The organism is Rathayibacter sp. PhB127, assembly GCF_003751665.1.
GTDB lineage: Bacteria > Actinomycetota > Actinomycetes > Actinomycetales > Microbacteriaceae > Rathayibacter > Rathayibacter festucae.
In genome coordinates this window covers 1,719,638-1,740,262 of the sequence record NZ_RKHW01000001.1, presented here as the reverse complement: position 1 = coordinate 1,740,262, position 20,625 = coordinate 1,719,638, and the positions used below count along the sequence as shown (strand labels likewise).

Here is a 20,625-nt window from a genome sequence, read left to right as displayed (position 1 = left end):
CCGGCGAAGCTACCCACTTCGATTCGTGTATGTAAACACTGTGTTTCGGGGCCGGGGGCCATCGACAGCACCGGATGTGAGCGGTTGCAGGGATACCCCTATGATCAGGGGAGAGTGAAAGGGGAGCACGTGGCCACGCTCGCCGATGTCGCCGCTCTCGCCGGGGTGTCCAAGGCGACCGCGTCGCGCACCCTGTCGCGACCCGAGGTCGTCTCGCCCGAGACGGCAGCCCGCGTGCTCAGCGCCGCGGCGAAACTGGGATTCATCCCGAACTCGGCGGCCCGCCAACTGGCCCGCGGCCGCACCGGCGTCGTCGCCCTGGTCGTGCCCACGCTCGACAACGCGTTCTTCACCCCGATCATCGGCGGTGCGCAACGCCGCGCCGACGAGGACGGCCTGCAGCTCACGGTGGCTGTGCATCCCCTCGAGGCGGTGCGCGAGCTCGGAGCGTTCGACCGACTCTCGCGGCAGGTCGACGGCTTCATCGTGGTCGCGCCGCGCGGCGGTGACGAGCTGCTGCTCTCAGCGGGATCGCACAAGCCGACGGTACTGGTCGACCGCGAGGTCGACGGGATCGCCTCTGTCGTCGCCGACACCGCCTCGGCGTTCGGCGCGCTCGTCGAGCGCTTCGCGGCCGACGGCCACGAGCGCGTGCTCTACATCGGCGGGCCGGACGGGTCATGGCAGGACCGGCAGCGCGCGGCCGCGGTCCGCGAGGCGGCTCGGCGCGGGGGAGTGGAGCTGACCGTGCTGGGCCCGTTCCCGGCCACGTTCGCAGCGGGAGTGGGCACCGCGGCGGCGGTGCGAGACTCCGGAGCGACAGCCGTCGTGCCCTACGCGACCGCACTCGGCCTCGGCGTGCAGTACGCGCTGCTGTCCTCTGGCGGGATGCCGGAGGGGCTCGTCGTGAGCTCGGAGCGCTCGATCGTCGACGCACTCGGTCTGGTCGGGGTGCCCGCGGTCGATGTCGACGGCGAGCAGCTCGGGCGGGAGGCAGCCGATCTCCTGATCGACCGGCTATCGCGTCGTGACGCAGCGCCCGAGCGGAGGCGACTGGCGGTCCCCGTCGAGTGGCCTGGCAGGGGTTAGTCCTCGTTCCGACGGCCGATCAGGCCGAGACGAAGGCGCATGTCAAGAGAGCCAGTAGCTCTCGGATCGCCAACGACGCAGCTCGGTAGACTGACATAATGTGCATTATCGGCTGTCTGCAGCGAGCGGCCGGGAGCGCATGTTCCGCGACCAGGCTGCTCCAGCGGACGACCCGGGGCACCTGACGCGGGACGCAGCCGCCGACCGCGCCCGCTGACCGTGCGGACCCGCAGCCCTACCAGGTCCGGGCGACTTCCGGAGCGCCTTGTGGGCGCGCCGTCGTCCCGGCACTGTCGTGCCGAGACGGACTGTTCGTCACCGAGAGGGAGTCATGGACGACGAGACCCTGCTGGGCATTCTGCTGCGTGGGCGGCCGGCGACGCTCGAGGACGCGGTGCTCGCGACCCACCTCGAGCCCGCGCAGCTCACGGCGGCCGTGCAGCGGCTCCGCGACCGGGGACTGATCGGCGGCACCGGCGACGTCCTGGCGTATCCCCCGCCCGCGGACTGGGCGAACGAGGCCGTCTCGGTGCACACCCGCCGCGTCCGGGTCGCGGCCGAGGACGCCATGTCCGGCATCGAGAAGATCCTCGAGAACCTGCCCACCGTGCTCCGCGCCTGGTCGACGGGCGAGGCGGCCGCCGACCTGGTGCCCACTGTGCTGCGCCACGGACCCTATGCCGCGGAGGACCTGCTGTGGGAGCTCGTCGGCACCCCGTCGGGCTCCCTCGTCGCGGTGTTCGCCAGCATCGACCGGCTGATGACGGCGCCGATCGACCGGGCCGTCCGCTTCGGTGACGCCCTGCAGGAGAGGGACACGGTGCGCATCATCGTCCCGTCGTCCGCGGCGGCCGACCCCCGGGTGCTCGAGCGGATGGCCGTCTACGGACGGGTCGGTCTGGAGTACCGCTCGCTCGACCGGCCGCCGGGCTGGTTCTGGGTCGACGGCGACCACATCGCGCTCCCCTTCGTCTGGGGCGAGGCGACCCCGACGAGCGTGCTCGGAGTCCGCCACGCGGGCCTCGCGAACATCGTCCGCGCCTACTTCGACGAGCTCTGGCAGCGCGCGGATCCGCTGGGCAGCGACGAGCACTCCTGGCTGCCGCTCCTGCGTCTGATGCAGCAGGGCAACACCCTCGACAGCGCCTCCAACCGCCTCGGCATCAACCCCCGCACCGGCCGCCGCCGCATCTCCGCCGCGATGGAGCACTACGGCGTCGACACGCTCTTCGGCCTGGGTGCGGCGTGGGGCGCGGGACGGGCGGGCAACGCGACGCGGCCCGGGGGGTGACGTACTCCTGCCAGCTCAGGTCTGCGGGCGTCCGTGCCGAGGAGATCCGCCCTGCTGCTGGACCAGCCTGCTCGGAAGCGAGCTCACGAGCGCGAGCGCGCTGACTCCGCACCGCGGGACTCCTCCCGCAGCCGCATCGCGGCCTCGTCGTCGAGCCAGTTCGGCCCGCTGTTGCGGAGGAAGACCGCGTAGACCACCAGGGAGACGGCGATCACGGCGGTCGCGTAGCCGATGAAGGCCGGCACCTGGTCGGCGCCGAGCGCGCCGGCGTAGAGCAGCGGCGCGGTGCCGCCGAAGACCGAGTTGGCGAGCGCGTAGCCGAAGCCGAGCCCGAGGGCGCGGACGTGCGTGGGGAACAGCTGCGCCTTCACGACGGCGTTGATCGAGGTGTAGCCGGTGAGGATCACGAAGCCGCCGACCAGGATCGCGAAGGCGGCGAGCGGGGCGGTCTGCTGCGGGAGGGCGGTGAGGAGGAACCAGGTGTAGAGCACTCCCCCGATCCCGAAGAAGACGAGGAGGGTCTTCCGGCCGATGATGTCCGACAGCCAGCCGCCGAGCGGCTGCAGCAGCATCAGCGTCGTCAGGGCGATGAGGTTGATGACGGTGCCCGTGACGACGTCGTCTCCGGCGAACGCGCTCTTGATGATGCTCGGACCGGTCACCGAGTAGGTGTAGAAGGCGACGGTGCCGCCCATCGTCACCGCGAAGCACAGGAGCAGCGGCCGCCACTGGTGGACGAGGAGCTCGCGCATCGAGCCGCTCCGGCGGGACTCCCCTGCTCTGACGGCGTCGATCCGGGTCGTCGCCAGCGATTCGTCCATGGTGCGGCGGAGCCAGAACACGACGACCGCGGCGACGCCGCCGATGCCGAACGCGACCCGCCAGCCCCAGGCGGAGATCGCCTCGTCGGGCAGGGTCAGCACCATGACGAGCAGCGTCAGCTGAGCGAGGACGTGGCCGCCCACGAGGGTGACGTAGTGGAACGACGAGAGGAAGCCGCGCCGGCCGGGGATCGCCGCCTCCGACATGTAGGTGGCGCTCGTCCCGTACTCCCCGCCGGTGGCGAAGCCCTGCAGCAGTCGTGCGAGCACCAGGAGGACCACCGCTCCCCCGCCGATCGACTCGGCCGTCGGCGCGAACGCGACGAGGAGGGAGCAGGCGGCCATCACCGAGACCGAGACCGTGAGCGCGAGGCGGCGCCCGTGCCGGTCGGCGAAGCGGCCGAAGAACCAGGACCCGATCGGCCGCATGAGGAAGGTGACCGCGAAGATGGCCCAGATGTAGAGGGTCGAGTTCTTCTCGCCGGGAGCGAAGAACTGCGACTCGAAGTAGACCGCGAAGACGGAGTAGACGTAGACGTCGAACCACTCGACGAGATTGCCCGCGGATCCTTTCAGGGTGTTCGACACGGAGCGTCGGAGGCTGGTGGGGGTCGTCGTCGTCGTCGACATGATGGTCCGATCATCAAGGGTTTCCGGGTGGGACGGATCTCGGGGCGGCGAGGGGGCTGCGGCGTCTCCGCCGTCGGCGCCCCGCGTCGCCGCGAGCCCAGGGGCATCTCTACCGCATTCTCGGCGGCCTGTCCGGAAACCTAACGGTCTCCTGACGCGATCGGGGTCGGACCGCGACGAGGTCGCCGCGTCTCGCGCCAGTCGGGCGGAGACACTGACCAGACCCGTATGGTCCCTCGGTGGAGGTGGCACATGAGGATCCGTACTGAGAACTCGCTGAGGTCATCGGCGGCGAGGGCTCTTGCCGTCGTCTCGATCGTCACCATCGCCGCTTCGCTCTCCGGGTGCACAGTGGGAGACGCCGCGCCGCCGAAGCCCACTGTCGCTCCGCTCCCGGCTGCTGAGGTGGAGCGCGCACTGGCCGAGAAGCAGGATGCCGACTGGGGTCTGCTGGCGGCGAAGTATCCGAACGCGGTCCGACCCGAGGTCGACGTGATCCGCACCGTGAATCCCTCGGAGTCGACGTCAGCGATCGCGGACTGCATGGTCTCAGTCGGCTTCCCGGAGACCAAGGCCACTCCGGACGGCGGCCTCGACTACGGTTCCTTCCCCACGGAGCAGACGCAGACTCACGACATCGCCCTGTTCGTGTGCGAAGCGCAGTACCCGATGGATCCGAGATTCGACACGGCAACGAGCGAGGCGCAGTACGAGTTCCTTTACCACTACTACGCGCACGACCTCTCCGAGTGCCTGGAGAGTCACGGCATCGACGTGCCGGAGGCGCCCACCTACGAGACCTTCCGCGACACCATCGATTCGCGAGAGGCGTGGAACCCCTACCTCAGCTTCGAACCCACCGGGGACACGCAGTGGCTCGCCGTGAACAAGGACTGCCCGGAGACGCCTCCGGGCTACTTCGGGGAGTGATGAGCGCCTCACTGCTCCACATGCCTGATCACTGCGACCGCCTTCACCCACGTCACGGATTTCGTGGCAGAAACAGAATGGAGAACATGATGAGGAAAGCACGTCCAGCAGCAGCAGCAGCAGTGGCTCTGGTGGGGGGAATCGCTTTGGCGCTGATAGTCCCGGCTCCGGCCAACGCTGCGTCCTATTCGTGCGGTGGCAACCGCACAGTCGGCATCTCGGCGGTCTACTCGACGTCGAGCGACGGGGACGGGGGGATTCTCCACGGGTACGAGTCGACCAATGGTCGGACCTACGGCAAGGATTTCAGTTCCCCCGCCAAATTGCCGGGTTCACACAGAACATTCTCCCAGTCGGCGTTCCGCGACGTTTCGAGTTGGAGTGTGGGAACGAACGGCACGGCCAGCCTGAACAGCTCGGGCGCGAGTTGCTACCAGTAGGAGAGCTCTCGCCCTCGATCAGCGATCGCTGATCAGGCGTGGTCGGTCGGAGGGCGACAGTCGCCCTCCGACCGATCTCCGTGCGAAAGGCCTCTGCTGGCGAAAGGCCTCTGCTGGTGAAAGGCCTCTGCTGGTGAAAGGACTGTGCTGGTGAAAGACGATCGATCGCCGCGGAGACGTCTTCTCTCCCCCGTCGCGGCTCTCGCCGCCTGCCTGGTGGTGCTGGCCGGCGCGGCGGGTCTGTGGGCCGGCGCGGTGATCTTCACGCCTGCAGAGAGGGTCGTGCCGGTGACCGACTACACGACCGCTGTCGCTCGAGCCGGTGCTGTCAGCGCGTCGGTGAACCTGGTGGCGACCGCCCACTGGACTCAGTCCCCCGCGGGGACCAATTCGGCGCAGGGCACGGTGACGACGGTCGATCATGTGCCCGGCGACGTCGCCGATCAGGGCGAGGAGCTCTACACCGTGGACCTTCGGCCCGTGGTTCTCGCGCGCGGCGTGATCCCCGCGTTCCGGGACATCGACGGGACGAGCGAGGGCGAGGACGTGGGTCAGCTCCAGGAGCTGCTGGGCGACCTCGGGTTCTACCGCGGCGCTGCGGACGGTGCACCGGGACCGCGCACCGCGGCCGCGATCAAGGAGTGGCAGAAGGCTGCGGGATATCCGGTGGACGGCGTCGTCCGTCGGGGCGACCTGGTCTTCGTGCCCGAGGTGCCGACCCGGCTGGTCGTCGACGAGGCCCTCATCGCTCGAGGAGCAGTGGTCTCGGGCGGCGAGGTCGTCGCGAGGACGCTGCCGACGACGCCGACGTTCTCCGTCACGGCGACAGCGGCGCAGGCCGCCCAGATCGGCGTGGGAGTCGCGGCGGAGATCACCGTACCGAACGGGCCCTGGCGGGCGATCACGGCGGTCCAGGAGGTGAAGCCCGAGGTCGGGGTGTCGATAGCGCTCGCCGGCGTGGACGGCGAGATCATCTGCGGCGAATCGTGCGCGGATCTCGATGTGACGCAGGACACCCTCCTCCCCGTCCTCATCACGACGACACCCGAGACGTCCGGTCTGACCGTCCCGACCGCGAGCATCCGGACCGACGTGAACGGGGATCTCGAAGTGACGGACTCGGCCGGCGAGAGACATCCGGTGGAGGTCGTCGCTGCCGCGAAGGGCGTCTCGGTCGTGACCGGTCTCGTGGAGGGCACGGAAGTGCGCGTCCACGGTGACGACGCTGCGCCCCGATGATCACTGCTGAGAGCATCGACTTCCGCTATCGACGAGGTCCCCGGATAGTGACGGACTTCAGTGCCGCAGTGACGCACTCCGAGATGGTCGCGATCACCGGCCCGTCGGGGAGGGGCAAGTCGACCCTGCTCTACATCCTGGGTCTGATGGCGACGCCGGAATCGGGACGAGTCCGGATCGACGGCGTCGATGTGAGTGGCATGAGCGATCGATCGAGGTCGGAGTACCGAGCCGAGAACATCGGGTTCGTCTTCCAGGACGCCGCCCTGGATCCCACGAGAACGGTCCTCGACAACATCGTCGAGACGGCTCTCTATCGCGGGTGCAAAAATTCGGCAGTGGAGCTCACAGCGCGCGGGCTGATGGAGCGCTTCGGGGTCGCCCTTCGCGCCTCGGCGAGACCCCACCAGGTCTCCGGCGGCCAGGCGCAGCGGATCGCACTGTGCCGGGCGCTCATCAACGATCCGACGATCATCCTCGCCGACGAGCCGACGGGGAATCTCGATCCGGACTCCGCGGCGGTGGTCGTCGACGCACTGCGAGAGCGCGCCCGATCGGGATCCTCGGTGATCGTGGTCACTCACGATGAGACGGTCGTCGCCTCCTGCGATCGGAGGATCCGCCTGTGAAGCGGAGATTCGTCCTGCCCGTGCTCCGGGAAGCCCTCGCCTCCTCGCTCGCGCAACCGGTGACCTCCCTCCTCACCCTGGTGATGGTGGTGGCGATGTGCGCCGGGATCGTTCTGACGACCGGGCGGACCGTGGGAGCGGAGCAGAGCGTTCTGGCGACGGTGGACTCGGCGGGAACCCGTTCCCTCCTGGTCCGAGCAGAGGCGCAGGCGGGCCTGACGTCGGACGCACTGGAGAGGATCTCCCGACTCTCCGGAGTGCAGTGGGCGGCCGCGTTCTCGGATGCCAGTGACGTCGGGAACTCCCGGATCGCGGAGGGGAGGAAGGTCGCTCTTCGATCGGTGTGGTCCTCCGACTTCGCCGAGCTGGGCATCGATGCCGCGCGCTCTCCCAGCGGGTCGGCGTGGGCGTCCGAGGACGCGCTCGCGGCTCTGGGCTTCGTCGAGGAGACCGGCTCGGTCTCGACGGGCAGTGGCGCCGGGGTCGACGTCGTCGGGACCTTCACCTCGTCCGAGTACCTGTCCTTCCTCGGCCCGTCCGTCCTGGTCCCGATGCCTCCGTCCTCGACCGGGAGTGTGGGCTATCTGATCGTCATCGCCTCGGAGCCCGAGATGATCCGCCCGCTGACGCGATCGATCGGCTCCCTTCTGGCTCCGACGGACCCGCAGGGCGTCACCGTGACCACGAGCGCTCGGTACGCGGACCTGCGGGCCGTTCTCGAGGGCACTCTCGGTGGCTTCGGCCGAGATCTCGTGGGTCTCATCGCCGCCGCCGGCGCCGTCCTGGTCGGCGCGACCCAGTACGGTCTCGTCCTGTTGCGACGGAAGGACTTCGGACGCCGGAGGGCTCTCGGCGCCACGAGAGGCCTCATCGTCCTGCTCGTCGTCTGTCAGGTCCTTCTCGTCGCGACGGTCGGCGCTCTGCTGGGGACGGCGGGTGCGGCCGTGCTCCTGGTGGCCGGCGGCGACCCGCTCCCCGGCGTCGACTTCCTGGTCGCCACGGGCGCTCTGGCGATCGTGGTCTCCGTCCTCGCCGCTCTGCTCCCCGCGCAGAGAGCGGCGAGCAGGGACCCCCTGCACGAGCTGAGAGTGCCGTGATCCTGTCGGACGCGAGCGTCCGATGGACGCGCTCCTCCGTTCGACAGGCTCCTCCGTTCGACAAGATGTGCTGTTCCGGACCCCGGTGAACAGCAGATCCTGGCGAATGGCGCACGGATTCGCTACGCGGTGACGGCCCGGGCGGCTCGGGTGCGCGTCCGCAGCCGGTAGAGGCTGGTGGTCGCGGCGATGAAGAGGTCGGTGCCGTCGGGCCCGCCGAAGCAGACGTTCGCCACGACCTCCGGCACGGGCACGAACAGGAGCTCGGCGCCGTCCGGGGCGAAGACGTGGACGCCGTCGCCGGCCGAGGACCACACCCGGCCGCGCTCGTCGACGGCGATCCCGTCGGGCAGGCCGTGTTCGATCACCGCGAAGAGGCGGCCGTCGCGGGCGCCGATCCCCCGGTCGACGACGTCGTAGGCGCGGATCCAGTGGCCGGGGCCGTCCTCGAGGCCGCGCGCGCTGTCGGTCACGTAGACCGTCGCGCCGTCCGGGGAGAAGGCGATGCCGTTCGGCTGCACGATGTCGGTGACGACCGGCGCGAGGCCGTCCTCGGCACTCCAGCGGAAGACCCAGCGCGCTCCGTACTCGCGCTCGCCCGGGTGCCCCTCGGCCGGCTGCCGGATGCCGTAGTCCGGATCGGTGAACCAGTAGGAGCCGTCGGGCGCGACCGCGACGTCGTTGGGCGAGTTCAGCCGGCCGCCGTTCCAGCTCGAGACGAGCTCCTCGACCGTGCCGTCCGGCCGCTCGCGCTCCAGTCGGCGCAGCCCGTGCGAGCACTGGACCACGCTCCCGTCCGCGTCCAGCAGCCGGCCGTTGGTGAACTCGACACCCTCGCGGTGCACCGAGGTCTCCCCGGTCGCGCTGTCCCACTGCAGGATCCGGTCGTTCGGGATGTCGCTCCAGCGCAGGCCCCCCTCGGCCGGGATCCACAGCGGCCCCTCGCTCCAGACGGCGCCCGTCCACAGCCGCTCGAGTCCGCCGTCGCCCCGGAGGAGCGCCTCGGCGTCCGTCCGTCTTCCGTCCGTTCGTCCCTCGTCCGCTGTCTCGTCGCTCATCGGCTCCCGCCCCGTCCTGTTCCCCTCATTCTCGCGGAGGTGCTCACGACGGTGCCCAGCAGCCTTCCGGCATCGCCGGAGTCGTCGGTGCGCAGTCGGTGCGCAGTCGGCGCGCAGTCGGCGCCGTGCGATCGAGGACCTGGCGCAGAGGCGAGCCGATCGAGAGCCGTCTTCCGCGACCGCGGCGCCCGCCCTGGCGGAGGACCGCGGTCTCCGGTCGTGGGGTGACGGGTCTCGCTCGTTCGGGGGGTAGGGACGGCGCGAGATGACGGCCAGGACCCGTTGTCGCGGGTCATCGCGAGTGCCAGGGTCGGCACTGGGCGAGTCGTGCAGGCGCCCGGTCGCTCCGTCCGTAGAGGAACCCGCTGATGCGTTTCACTATCCGCCGATCCACTGTCCGCCGATCCACTGTCCCCCGCAGTCTCGCCGTCGCCGTGCTGGCCATCGCGCTCATCGTCTCCGGCGCTCCCGCTCAGGCGGCTCCCGCTCCGGCGCAGGCGGCGGCCGCAGCGGCAGCAGCGGCAGCTCCCGTGGTCGGCCAGATCACCGGGGTCGCGTCGAAGCGCTGCCTCGACGTGCCGAACGGGTCGACCGCGAACCGGACGATCGTGGTCCTCTACGACTGCAACAGCGGCGCCAACCAGAAGTGGACGATCGCCACGACCGGCGAGATCACCGTCTACGGCGGCGCGAAGTGCCTGGAGGTGCGCAACCGCTCGACGACGGCCGGCGCCGACGTGCAGATCTCGGACTGCGTCGGCGGGGACGGACAGCGCTGGCGGGTCGAGAGCGACGGCACCCTCCGCGCTGTCGCCTCGGGCCTCTGCCTGAGCGTCAAGGACCGGAAGACGGCGAACCGCTCATCGGTGCAGATCGCGGCCTGCGCCGGCGGCGACTGGCAGAAGTGGCGGACCAGCGCGGTCGTCGCGGACACCACGGCCCCGTCCGCGCCGGGGAGCCCGCGGGTGACGAACCTCCTCGCCTGCCGCACGGCGACCTTCTCCTGGAACGCGTCCACGGACGCCGTCGGGGTGGCGGGATACGACGTGTATCACGACGGCCAGTTCATGAAGTCCGTCGCCGGGAACGTCCTGTCGACCGGCCTCGATGTGGTGCCGGGCGCGCAGTGGGGCCTCTACGTGAACGCCCGGGACGCCGCCGGCAACGTCTCACAGGCGAGCGCCACCGTCGCGGTCACGGTCCCGCAGTGCAGCACCGACACGCAGGCGCCGACGAGTCCGACCGGGCTCACCGCGAGGGCGTCCGGCACCGCTGTCACCCTCACCTGGACCGCGAGCACCGACGACATCGGGGTGCGCAGCTACACCGTCTTCCGCGGCTCCGCGCAGGTCGGCACGGTCGCCGGCAGCGGCACGACGGCGCCGGTCACGACGTTCACCGAGAGCGGCCTCGCGGCGAACACCGCCTACTCCTACACTGTCGCGGCCGTTGACGCCCAGGGCAACACCTCCGCTCGCAGCGCCGCCGCCGCGGTGACCACGGGCGGCGCCTGCAGCACCGCGTTCTGCACCGTCACCCAGGTCGCCACCGACACCGACATCCCCTGGGGGCTGACCACCGTCCCCGACGGGACCGTGCTCTACTCCCGCCGCGACGCGCAGGACATCGTCCGTCTGAACCCCACGACCGGCGTGAAGACCAGCCTCGGGACCGTGCCGAACGTGCAGAGCACGGACGGCGAGGGCGGTCTGCTGGGCATCGCGGTGTCGCCGACGTTCGCCACCGACCAGTGGCTGTACGTGATGCACACCTCCCCCACCGACAACCGGGTGATCCGCCTCAAGCTCGTCGGCGACCGCCTCGACACGAGCACGGTGCAGGTCCTCGCCTCCGGGATCCTGCGGAACAAGTACCACAACGGCGGACGCCTGCGCTTCGGCCCCGACGGCAAGCTCTACGTCAGCACCGGCGACGGCCAGAACACCGCCACCGCGCAGAACCTGAACTCGCTCAGCGGCAAGATCCTGCGGATCAACCCGGACGGCAGCATCCCCGCCGACAACCCGTTCGGGAACGCCGTCTGGAGCTACGGCCACCGGAACCCCCAGGGGCTCGCCTTCGACTCGCAGGGCCGCCTGTGGGAGCAGGAGTTCGGCAACAGCGTCATGGACGAGACCAACCTCATCGTCCGCGGCGGCAACTACGGCTGGCCGGCCTGCGAGGGCACCAGCGGCAGCTGCGGCACCGCCGGCTTCCTCGCTCCGAAGGCGACGTACCCGACCTCCGCGGGCTCCTGCTCCGGCCTGACCGTTGTCCGCGACGTCGTCTACATCGCCTGCCTCCGCGGCACCCGCCTGTACCGCGCCCCGATCACCGGCGACGCGCTGGCCACCCCGACCTCGGCCTTCGTCGGCACCTACGGCCGCCTGCGCACCGTCGAGCCCGACGGCCGGGGCGGCCTCTGGATGACGACCTCCAACACCGGCGACAAGGACAGCATCCCGAACAACAGCAGCGAGAAGATCCTCCGCGTGACCCTCGGCGGCTGACCCGCGAGATCGGCGGGCAGACCCGCCGTCTGACGCTGCTGGATCTACTTGGAAAGGGATGGTGACCTTTCACGCGGTTCTGGGGGTGAGGGTGACGTCGTAGCCGAGGGTCGCGAGGGTTCGGAGGGCGTTGTCTCGGGTGCGTTCAGGGTGGCGAGGGCGGTAGTAGTCGGATCCGAGTTCGTCGTAGGGAACGCCGTTGCGGAGCATGTTCCAGATGATGGTGAGAAGAGTGTGTTCGATGGCGACCACAGCTTTGAGTCCGCCGGTTCGGTAGCTCACTCGCCGGTATTTCGCGTAGAGGCGTCCGTTCTTGGAGCGGATGATGGTGAAGACGACGATTCCGAGAGCGGCTTTGAGGTAGGCGTCGCCGGGATTGATGTGCGCCGATTTGATGCGGCCTGCTGATTGATGGAGACCTGGTGCGACTCCTGCCCAGGAGGCGAGGTGTCCTGCGGTGGGGAAGACACTCATATCCGCGCCGATCTCGGCGATGATCGTGTCTGCTGCGTTTTCTTTGATGCCCGGGATCGTCATCAGGAGTTCCCGGGTTCCTCGAAAGGGTTCGATCACCCTCTCGATCTGATCAGTGATCGCTGCGATATCTTCGGTGATCGCGTCGATGCGGCGCAAGTGCAATCGCACCATGAAAGCGTGATGATCCCGGAATCTGCCTCGCAGGGATTCGATCAACGCCGGCGTCTTCTTCGCTAAAGATGCGTGCGCGAGCGCGGCCAAGGCCTCCGGGTCCCGTTCCCCGGCGACCAGGGCGTCCAGGATCCGCCGGCCCGTCTGGCTGCCCAGCGTGGAGAGGACGGAGCTGATCTTGATGCCGGAGTCCTCGAGGTTCTTCTCCAGCCGAGCCCACTCGTGGTGCTGCTCCTGCCCGAGGTGGCGGCGGGTGCGGGTCAGATCGCGGAGCTCCCGGATCCGCTCCGGGGGCACGAACGAGCTGGGAAGCATGTTGTGAGCGGCGAGTTCGGCGAGCCATTGCGCATCCAGGACATCCGTTTTCCGGCCCGGCATGTTCTTCACCTGCCGGGCGTTCACGAGTTCCACGTTCAATGTCTCCGCGAGCGTGAAGAAGAACGGCTTCCAGTAATCACCCGTCGCTTCCATCACGACGACCTCGATTTCGGCCGCTTCCAAGTCCTGCCGCAGTCGCTCTATCTCGGAGACCGTGGACCCATACGTCGTCACGGTCTTCGTGAACTGATTCCGCCGCCCTGCCGGGAGCCGCAGACAGACCTTCGCATCTCTTTTAGAGATATCCAAGCCCGCGGCACGTTCGTAAACGACATCCATGACACCCTCCGATCGACTTCATCGGCGCCGGCCGGCATCGACGAGTGTCGCGGGGAGAGCAGGGATCAGAGTGATGAATCTACTTGTCGGGCTCCACCGGCACGAAAGCCGGATAGGCACCAATCCGCGGTTCCCGCGGACGCCCTCCAGGCCACGCTCGATAACAAGCTCGAAGCATCAAGATCCATCGGCCTCGACCGCGACCCCTCCATCGTCCAACCACAACGAGCCAGCCACAAGATCCTTTCCCCGCCCTGCACTAGCGCCGAAGGCGCCCCCTCCGCTCGATACGCCCGCTGCGCGGGCTACTCGATCAGCATGGTTCCCCGATGCGCGGGCTGGTCGATCTGCATGGTTGCCCGCTGCGCGGGCTGCTCGATCGGCATGCATCCGCGCTCGACGGCCGCAGCCGGGCGTGCTCCTTGCATGCTGGTCGAGTAGCCGCCGCAGGCGGCGTATCGAGGCCCACCGTCCTCCGCGGGGCGGTCTGCAGACCCGCCTTCTGACGCGTGTGGATCTCGATACGCCCGCTCCGCGGGCTACTCGATCAGCATGGATCCCCGCCCCGCGGGCTACTCGATCAGCATAAATCCTCGCTCCACGGGCTACTCGATCAGCATGGATCCTCGCGCCGCGGGTCACTCGATCAGCAGGCATCCGCCCTTCCTCATCGGGTGGACCGTGCGCGGCCTTCGGCGGTCGCGATTGACTACGCAGTCAAACCGTGTTGTACTCGTCGGACCGCGCAGTTGACTGCGCTGTCAACCTCGGGTCCGAGGACGAGCGAAGGAGCTGCGACATGGACTCATCGAAGGCTGTGCCGCAGCCGGACGACCGCGGTCGCCGGGTCTCGATGGCCGATGTGGCCCGCGCCGCCGGCGTGAGTCAGAAGACGGTCTCCCGCGTCGTCAACGGGGAGGCGCACGTCTCCTCCGAGATCGGCGAGCGCGTCGCCACGGCGATCCGCACCCTCGGCTTCCGGCCGAACGCCGCGGCCCGAGCCCTGGTCACCCAGCGGAGCCGCCGGATCGGCATGGTGACGATGAGCACCTCGCTCTACGGTCCGTCCGCGATCCTCGACGGCGTCGAGCAGGCCTCTCGTGCCGCCGGCTACTCCCTCAGCGTCGTGCGCACGGCGGAGAACAGCGGCGCGGAGCTGCAGGAAGCGGTCGACGCCCTCGTGGATCAGGGCGTCGACGGCATCATCCTCTCGGAGCCGGTCGACTTCGGGCATCCGCGCCTCACCATCCCCGCCGACGTCACCGTGCTCAGCTTCGACCACCCGAGCGAGGCGCACCGCCCCGAGGAGCTCGTCGTGGGCACCGACGAGGCCGGGGCCGCCCGCAGCGCCACCGAGCACCTCCTCGCCCTCGGCCATGAGACGGTCTGGCACATCGCCGGCGCCGGCACCTGGTCGGCCACCCGTCGTCGCATAGACGGCTGGCGGACCGCTCTCGCCGACGCCGACGCTGCCGAGCCGCCCGTGCTGAGCGGCGACTGGAGCCCGCGCTCGGGGGCGGAGGCGATGGCGTCGATCCTGCACCGCCGCGACGTCACCGCCGTCTTCGCCGCCAACGACCAGATGGCCGTCGGGGCGATCCACGCCGCCGAGGCGGCCGGCCTGCGCATCCCCGAGGACCTCAGCGTCGTCGGCTTCGACGACGACCCGATCTCGGAGTTCCTGCACCGGCCGCTCACCACGGTCAAGCAGGACTTCGCCGAGGTCACGCGCATCGCGATGCACCGGATGATTCGCACCCTCGACGGCCACGCGCCGACCGAGCGGCACCGCTCGGTCCCCGCCCAGCTGATCGTCCGAGCATCCAGCGGGCCCGCGAACCCCGAGCGCGCGGCGCTGGCGCCCGCGTCGCCCGTCCCTGTCCCGTAGCTCCCCTGTCCCGTAGCTCCCCCGTCCCGTAGCTCCCCGTCCCGGCTCTCGGCCCGCGGCTCCCCCCTTCCAGCTCTCCCCGTCCCTTCCCACCGCCGTCCGTGCGGTCAGCACGAACCGCCTCCGCGCGGTCCCTCCGGCGCGCCCGCCGGCCCGTCCCTTCCCCTTCTCCGAAGGAGCTCCTCCATGCACCCACTGTCCCCCGCGCTCTCGCGCCGCGGGCTGCTCCGTCTCGGCGCCGCCGCCGGCGGCTCGGCGGCCCTCGCCTCCCTGCTCGCCTCGTGCGCCGCGACCGGTCCGCAGGCGGCCGTCGAGTCCGGCGCCGTCGACCTCTCGTTCTGGACGCACGACGACGGCTACGTGACGTTCTTCTCGGAGGCGCTCGCCCTCGCCGATGCGCGCACCGACTTCTCTTACTCGCTCGATGTCACCAAGATCGGCGCGACCGACATCGTCACCAAGCTGATCGCGCAGGCGGTCGCCGGGTCCGGCACGCCGGACCTGGTCGGCATCGAGGTCGCGAACTTCGCCCGCACGCTCCGCGGCTCGATCGCGCCCGAGCTGCTCGTCGACCTCACCGAGGCGACCGCCCCCTACCGCGACGACCTGATCGCCGCCCGCGTCGACGCGTTCAGCAAGGACGGCGCCCTCTACGCGCTCGACTCCGACACGCCGCTCGCCGTCTACTACTACCGGGAGGACGAGTTCGCGCGCCTCGGCGTGCCGACCGACCTCGAGACCTGGGAGGAGTTCGCCCGCGTCGGCGGCGAGATCAGCGCGCGGGAGGGCGTGTCCTTCGGCGCGCTCTCCGTCGGAAGCGATCTGCCGCAGGTCGTGCAGGGCTACCAGCTGCTGCTGATGCAGCGCGGCGGACAGCTCTTCGACCGCGACGGGAACCTCGACCTCGCCACCCCGGAGGCCGAGGAGGCGCTGCAGTTCGCGGTCGACGGACTCGCCTCCGGCTTCTTCACGACCGTCGCCGACTACTACGGCCCGAGCATGCAGAGCGGCCTGAAGCAGGGCTCGATCCTCGGCGTCGACATGCCCACCTGGTACTCGAGCTACGGCATCAAGCCGAACGTGCCCGAGCAGGCCGGCCTCTGGCGGGTGAAGACGCTCCCCCGCTTCGAGAACGGCGGCAGCCGCACGGCCGTGGGCGGCGGCACCGGCTTCGCGGCGGTCACCGGCAAGGCCAACAGCGACGCCGCCGTCGAGCTCGTCCTCGCCGCCTACCTCGATCCGGCCCAGCAGGTGAAGCGCTACCGCGACCTCGGCTATCTGCCGACGCTGCGCTCGGTCTACGACGACCCCGAGCTCGCGACGATCACCGACGACTACTTCGGCGGCCAGGCGCTCTTCGACGTCTACGGCGAGATCATCGACGAGGTCCCGTCGCTCTTCCAGAGCCAGGACCAGCAGATCCTCACGACCGTGCTGTCGGGCTACCTCCTCCAGGCCTACAAGGGCACCCTCTCCCCGGCGCAGGCGCTCCGCGCCACGGCCGAGGACTTCCGCGGCCAGGCCCGCAGCTAAGGATCGATGATGTCGACTCTCACCACGGCCGGGGCGCCCGCCTCCGCTCAGGACGGCCGCGGCGGCTCACCGCTCGAGGCCCGGCGCGCCGCGAAGCGGAAGCGCCTGAACACCTCCGGCGGCCGGGCCCCGTACCTCTTCATCGCGCCGTTCTACCTGCTCTACGCGCTGTTCATGATCGTCCCGGTCGGGGCGGCGATCTATCTCAGCCTCACCGAGTGGGTCGGCCTCGGCTCGCCCGAGTTCGTCGGGCTGGCCAACTACGGGAACCTGCTCGGCGACACGAGCTTCGGCGTCGCGCTGGTGAACACGTTGATCTACACGCTGATCGCGGTGTTCGTCATCGTGCCGTGCTCGCTGCTGATCGCGCAGGGCCTCAACGCCCGCGGGCTCAAGGCGCGCGACCTGTTCCGGCTCACCTTCTTCATCCCGATGGTGCTCTCGCCGATCGTCATCGCGCTGATCTACAGCCTGATCTTCGACCGCAGCTACGGACTCCTGAACTCGCTGATCCGCGCGGTCTTCGGGTTCGGCGACATCGACTGGCTCGGCGACCCGACGCTGGCCAAGGTCGCGATCGGTTTCGTCCTGCTCTGGCGCACGGTCGGCTACCTGACGATCTTCTTCCTCGCCGCACTGCAGGCCGTGCCGAAGGAGCTGTACGAGGCGGCCGAGCTCGACGGCGCCGGCGTGCTCGCCAAGTTCCGCACCGTGACGCTCCCCGCGATCCGCCCGGTGACCGCGTTCGTCGTCGTCACCTCCTTCATCAGCGCCGCCCAGCTCTTCGACGAGCCCTACCTGCTCACGCGGGGCGGACCGGGCGAGGCGACCCTCTCCGTCTCGATGTTCATCTACCGCGCCGCGTTCGAACGCCAGCAGTTCGGCTACGCCGCCGCGGCCGGAGTCGTGCTCTTCGTGCTCGTCTTCGCCGTCAGCCAGATCCTCAACCGCGCCCTCGCCATCGGGAGAACCTCATGACCGCCACCACGGGAATCGTCACCGCCGACGCTCCGGAGCGCCGCATTCCGCGGAGGCAGCGCCGGGCGAGCGGCGGCGAGCGCGCCCGCCGCGGACTGCTCTACGTCACCCTCTCGGCCCTGCTGCTCGTCTTCGTGTTCCCGCTGCTGTGGGCGCTGAGCGGCTCGTTCAAGAACCGCGGCGACATCTTCTCCACTCCCCCGTCGCTCGTCCCGAACCCGGCGACCACCGACAACTACGTCAACCTGCTGACCACGCAGCCCTTCTGGGCCTGGTTCGGCATGAGCGTCGGCACCTCGCTGCTGGCGACCGCGGTCTCGGTCTTCGTCTGCGCGATGGCGGGCTACGGCTTCGCGAAGTTCGCCTTCCGCGGCAAGAAGGTGCTCTTCACGATAATGTTCTCGTCGCTGTCGGTGCCGTTCGTCGTGATCCTGGTGCCGCTGTTCATCCTGATCGTGAAGGCGGGGCTCTCGAACCCGTGGTTCGCGCTGATCGTGCCGTGGGTCGCTCCCGCGTTCGGGATCTTCATGATGCAGCAGTTCATCGTCCAGTCGATCCCGGACGAGATCATCGAGGCGGCCCGGATCGACGGCAACAGCGAGTTCGGCACGTTCTGGCGCGTGGTGCTGCCGCTGCTGCGCCCCTCCCTCGGAGCGCTGGGCGTCTGGGGCTTCCTGCAGAGCTACAACAGCTTCCTCTGGCCGCTCGTGCTGCTCTCAGACTCGTCGCAGTACACGATCCCGCTGGGCCTGAACATCCTGTTCGCGTCCGAGAACCGCTCCTACGACCTCGTCCTGGCGGGCGCGGTCCTCGCCTCGGTGCCGACGATCCTGGTGTTCTTCCTGCTGCGGAAGCAGCTGCTCGACGGGCTGACCGCGGGCGCCGTCAAGGGCTGACGCCCCCACCGCCCTCCTCCGCCACTCCTCTCCCGAACGTTCGAAAGGCCCTCCCATGCAGCACCTCACCGACCGCATCCTGTTCGGCGCGGCCTACTACCACGAGTACCAGCCGACCTCTCGCCTAGGCCGCCGCGACCTCGCCGAGGACTTCCGGCTGATGAAGGCCGCGGGCTTCACGGTCGTCCGCGTCGGCGAGTCGGTCTGGTCGACCTGGGAGCCCGAGAACGGGGTCTTCGAGCTCGACTGGCTGCAGCCGGTGCTCGACGCGGCCCACGAGCACGGCATCGCGGTCGTGCTGGGCACGCCGACCTACGCGGCGCCGATGTGGCTCGCGCGGCTGTACCCCAAGATCAACGTCGAGCGCTCGAGCGGTCGGCCGATGGGCTGGGGAGCCCGGCAGGAGATCGACTACTCGCACCCGGCCTTCCTCTTCCACGCCGAGCGGCTCATCCGGAGGATCGTCGAGCGCTACGCCGCGCATCCCGCGGTGATCGGCTTCCAGGTCGACAACGAGCCCGGCAACGAGATCTTCTACAACCGGCAGGTCTTCCAGCGCTTCGTCGACCACCTGTGCGCGCGCTACGGCACCGTCGAGACGCTGAACGACGAGTGGGGGCTGACCTACTGGTCGCACCGCCTGTCGACCTGGGCCGACCTCTGGACCCCGGACGCCAATCAGCAGCCGCAGTACGACCTGGCCTGGCGCCGGTTCCAGGCCTCGCTGACCACGGACTTCATCGGCTGGCAGGCCGACATGGTCCGGGAGATCACCGCGCGGGCCGGCCGCGACGACCAGTTCGTCACCACCTGCATCTCCTACGAGCGCCGGACGGTGCAGGACGAGGAGCTCGTGCGCTCCCTCGACATCGCCGCCGGCAACCCCTACTACCGGATGCAGGACGGGCTCGAGCTGCCGGACGCGCGGGTGTTCGACCAGCACTGGACGACCTCGGGCACCTGGGCGCTCTACGCCACGGCCGACCGGATGTACGCGTCGAAGCAAGCGCCGTTCCTGGTGACCGAGACCGATGCGCAGGCGATCGGGATGCCGTGGTCGAACGAGCCCGGCTACGACGGGCAGTGGCGCCAGGCCGCCTGGGCTCTGGTCTCGCGGGGCGCGACGATGATCGAGTACTGGCACTGGCACACGCTGCACCACGGCGCCGAGACCTACTGGGGCGGGATCCTGCCGCACTCGCAGGAGCCGGGCCGCGTCTACGAGCAGATCGCCGCCCTGGGCGCCGACTTCGCTGCCGCCGGCGACCGGGTGACCGAGCTGACCCCCGACTCCGACGTGGCGATCCTGTTCTCGAACGAGAGCAAGTGGGCGCTCGAGGAGTACCCCTCGTTCAGCGACCCGACGCAGGGCACCGGCGCCGCCCGCGGCGTGCCGGTGGCGTCGACGCGCACCTTCCAGACCGTCTTCGATTCCTTCGCGCGCGGCGCCTTCGACGCGGGGCTGCAGTCGAACACGGTGCACCCCTCGCAGCTGACCGAGACGACCCCTGCCGCCTTCGCCGCTGCGCATCCCGTGCTGATCGCCGCGGCGTTCACCATCGCCGACGACGCGCAGCTGCAGTGGCTGGAGGCGTACGCAGATGCGGGCGGGCATCTGGTCGTGGGCGTGCGCACCGGCTACGAGGACGAGGAGGCGCGGGCCCGGCTGCAGCGCAAGCCGGCGTTCCTCGCCGAGGCCGCCGGTGTCCACTACGACGAGTTCGCGAACCTCGCGGTCCCGCTGCCGGTCGTCGCGGAATCGGGCTTCCCGCTGCCGGCCGGCGCGACGGCCACCCTCTGGGCCGACGGCCTGCAGCCCGACGACGCCGAGGTACTGGTGCGCTACGTCCACCCGCACCACGGCCGATTCGCCGCCGTGACGACGCGCGCGCACGGCGCGGGCCGGGTCACGACCGTCGGGACCGTGCCCGACCTCGAGCTGGCGCGGGCCCTGATGTCCTGGGCCGTCGGCGACGCCGCCTCGGGGTGGCGCCGCGCGACCGCGTCGCAGACGGTCACCAGCGCGACCAACCGCCACGGCGAGCGGATCCGCTTCGTCCACAACTGGTCCTGGGAGCCCTCGGTGTACCCGTTGCCGGCTGCCGCCACCGACGTGCTGACAGGAGCCGAGCTGCCCGCAGGCACCGAGCTCCAGCTCGGCCCGTGGGACGTGCGGGTCCTCGCCACGGACGACTGAGCGACCGGCCCGGATGCGAAGGCGGGTCGGGGCGGGCCGGAGACTCGACTTCTCGCGCGGGTGGATCTCGATACGCCCGCTCCGCGGGCTGCTC

15 protein-coding genes are annotated in these 20,625 nt (G+C 69.9%); 12 read left to right on the top strand and 3 right to left on the bottom strand.

What is annotated here, in order from left to right; genetic code table 11:
- Positions 1-129: 129 nt before the first annotated feature.
- Entirely contained in the window at positions 130-1,089 is a 960-nt protein-coding gene (locus EDF22_RS08215) for a LacI family DNA-binding transcriptional regulator (RefSeq protein ID WP_123703875.1), read from the top strand.
- Positions 1,090-1,420: 331 nt separating this feature from the next.
- Positions 1,421-2,380 carry a hypothetical protein gene (locus EDF22_RS08210; protein ID WP_123703872.1) on the top strand — a complete coding sequence of 320 codons (960 nt, stop codon included), beginning with the start codon at positions 1,421-1,423 and terminating at the stop codon, positions 2,378-2,380.
- 83 nt (positions 2,381-2,463) lie between these two features.
- Here the strand turns inward: EDF22_RS08210 and EDF22_RS08205 are convergent, their stop codons facing one another.
- A complete protein-coding gene (locus EDF22_RS08205; protein ID WP_123703870.1) occupies positions 2,464-3,831 on the bottom strand; it encodes an MFS transporter in 1,368 nt (455 codons plus the stop codon).
- A gap of 228 nt (positions 3,832-4,059) precedes the next feature.
- Here EDF22_RS08205 and EDF22_RS08200 point away from each other — a divergent pair, with 228 nt between their 5' ends.
- The 4 genes from EDF22_RS08200 (at position 4,060) to EDF22_RS08185 (ending at position 8,166) form a co-directional block, all read left to right on the top strand.
- On the top strand, positions 4,060-4,761 hold the full coding sequence (locus tag EDF22_RS08200; RefSeq protein WP_148059148.1) for a hypothetical protein: 702 nt from the start codon (positions 4,060-4,062) through the stop codon (positions 4,759-4,761).
- A gap of 590 nt (positions 4,762-5,351) precedes the next feature.
- A complete protein-coding gene (locus EDF22_RS08195) occupies positions 5,352-6,440 on the top strand; it encodes a peptidoglycan-binding protein (RefSeq protein WP_185038815.1) in 1,089 nt (362 codons plus the stop codon).
- Entirely contained in the window at positions 6,437-7,069 is a 633-nt protein-coding gene (locus tag EDF22_RS08190; RefSeq protein WP_123703864.1) for an ABC transporter ATP-binding protein, read from the top strand. Before EDF22_RS08195 ends, EDF22_RS08190 begins: the two co-directional genes overlap by 4 nt.
- Positions 7,066-8,166, top strand: coding sequence for an ABC transporter permease (locus EDF22_RS08185; RefSeq protein ID WP_123703862.1), 1,101 nt, complete (start codon positions 7,066-7,068; stop codon positions 8,164-8,166). Before EDF22_RS08190 ends, EDF22_RS08185 begins: the two co-directional genes overlap by 4 nt.
- A 122-nt stretch (positions 8,167-8,288) precedes the next feature.
- Here the strand turns inward: EDF22_RS08185 and EDF22_RS08180 are convergent, their stop codons facing one another.
- Positions 8,289-9,224, bottom strand: a complete 936-nt coding sequence (locus EDF22_RS08180) for an SMP-30/gluconolactonase/LRE family protein (protein ID WP_123703860.1) — start codon at positions 9,222-9,224, stop codon at positions 8,289-8,291.
- Between the two features lie 368 nt (positions 9,225-9,592).
- Here EDF22_RS08180 and EDF22_RS08175 point away from each other — a divergent pair, with 368 nt between their 5' ends.
- The gene (locus tag EDF22_RS08175; protein WP_123703858.1) at positions 9,593-11,734 is read left to right on the top strand and encodes a PQQ-dependent sugar dehydrogenase; all 2,142 of its coding nucleotides are present in this window, start codon (positions 9,593-9,595) and stop codon (positions 11,732-11,734) included.
- Between the two features lie 69 nt (positions 11,735-11,803).
- Here EDF22_RS08175 and EDF22_RS08170 read toward each other — a convergent pair whose 3' ends face one another.
- Complete coding sequence (locus tag EDF22_RS08170) at positions 11,804-13,039, bottom strand: IS110 family transposase (RefSeq protein ID WP_123703856.1); 1,236 nt, start codon at positions 13,037-13,039, stop codon at positions 11,804-11,806.
- A gap of 799 nt (positions 13,040-13,838) precedes the next feature.
- On the opposite strand from EDF22_RS08170, the gene EDF22_RS08165 reads away from it, so the two are divergent.
- From EDF22_RS08165 to EDF22_RS08145, 5 genes are all read left to right on the top strand, one after another.
- Positions 13,839-14,927: a LacI family DNA-binding transcriptional regulator gene (locus tag EDF22_RS08165; protein WP_123703854.1), complete on the top strand. Its 1,089-nt coding sequence runs from the start codon at positions 13,839-13,841 to the stop codon at positions 14,925-14,927.
- Between the two features lie 186 nt (positions 14,928-15,113).
- On the top strand, positions 15,114-16,460 hold the full coding sequence (locus EDF22_RS08160) for an ABC transporter substrate-binding protein (RefSeq protein WP_123703852.1): 1,347 nt from the start codon (positions 15,114-15,116) through the stop codon (positions 16,458-16,460).
- A gap of 9 nt (positions 16,461-16,469) precedes the next feature.
- A complete protein-coding gene (locus EDF22_RS08155) occupies positions 16,470-17,438 on the top strand; it encodes a carbohydrate ABC transporter permease (RefSeq protein ID WP_123446502.1) in 969 nt (322 codons plus the stop codon).
- Positions 17,435-18,334, top strand: coding sequence for a carbohydrate ABC transporter permease (locus EDF22_RS08150; protein ID WP_123703850.1), 900 nt, complete (start codon positions 17,435-17,437; stop codon positions 18,332-18,334). Before EDF22_RS08155 ends, EDF22_RS08150 begins: the two co-directional genes overlap by 4 nt.
- 55 nt (positions 18,335-18,389) lie before the next feature.
- The gene (locus EDF22_RS08145; protein ID WP_123703848.1) at positions 18,390-20,531 is read left to right on the top strand and encodes a beta-galactosidase; all 2,142 of its coding nucleotides are present in this window, start codon (positions 18,390-18,392) and stop codon (positions 20,529-20,531) included.
- The last annotated feature ends 94 nt before the right edge of the window (positions 20,532-20,625 follow it).

What these genes read in the sequence shown, in the direction of transcription:
- EDF22_RS08210 (WP_123703872.1), top strand. Translation starts at nt 1,421, where the DNA reads ATGGACGACGAGACCCTGCTGGGCATTCTGCTGCGTGGGCGGCCGGCG.
- EDF22_RS08205 (WP_123703870.1), bottom strand. Translation starts at nt 3,831, where the DNA reads ATGTCGACGACGACGACGACCCCCACCAGCCTCCGACGCTCCGTGTCG.
- EDF22_RS08200 (WP_148059148.1), top strand. Translation starts at nt 4,060, where the DNA reads ATGGTCCCTCGGTGGAGGTGGCACATGAGGATCCGTACTGAGAACTCG.
- EDF22_RS08190 (WP_123703864.1), top strand. Translation starts at nt 6,437, where the DNA reads ATGATCACTGCTGAGAGCATCGACTTCCGCTATCGACGAGGTCCCCGG.
- EDF22_RS08180 (WP_123703860.1), bottom strand. Translation starts at nt 9,224, where the DNA reads ATGAGCGACGAGACAGCGGACGAGGGACGAACGGACGGAAGACGGACG.
- EDF22_RS08175 (WP_123703858.1), top strand. Translation starts at nt 9,593, where the DNA reads ATGCGTTTCACTATCCGCCGATCCACTGTCCGCCGATCCACTGTCCCC.
- EDF22_RS08170 (WP_123703856.1), bottom strand. Translation starts at nt 13,039, where the DNA reads ATGGATGTCGTTTACGAACGTGCCGCGGGCTTGGATATCTCTAAAAGA.
- EDF22_RS08165 (WP_123703854.1), top strand. Translation starts at nt 13,839, where the DNA reads ATGGACTCATCGAAGGCTGTGCCGCAGCCGGACGACCGCGGTCGCCGG.
- EDF22_RS08160 (WP_123703852.1), top strand. Translation starts at nt 15,114, where the DNA reads ATGCACCCACTGTCCCCCGCGCTCTCGCGCCGCGGGCTGCTCCGTCTC.
- EDF22_RS08155 (WP_123446502.1), top strand. Translation starts at nt 16,470, where the DNA reads ATGTCGACTCTCACCACGGCCGGGGCGCCCGCCTCCGCTCAGGACGGC.
- EDF22_RS08150 (WP_123703850.1), top strand. Translation starts at nt 17,435, where the DNA reads ATGACCGCCACCACGGGAATCGTCACCGCCGACGCTCCGGAGCGCCGC.
- EDF22_RS08145 (WP_123703848.1), top strand. Translation starts at nt 18,390, where the DNA reads ATGCAGCACCTCACCGACCGCATCCTGTTCGGCGCGGCCTACTACCAC.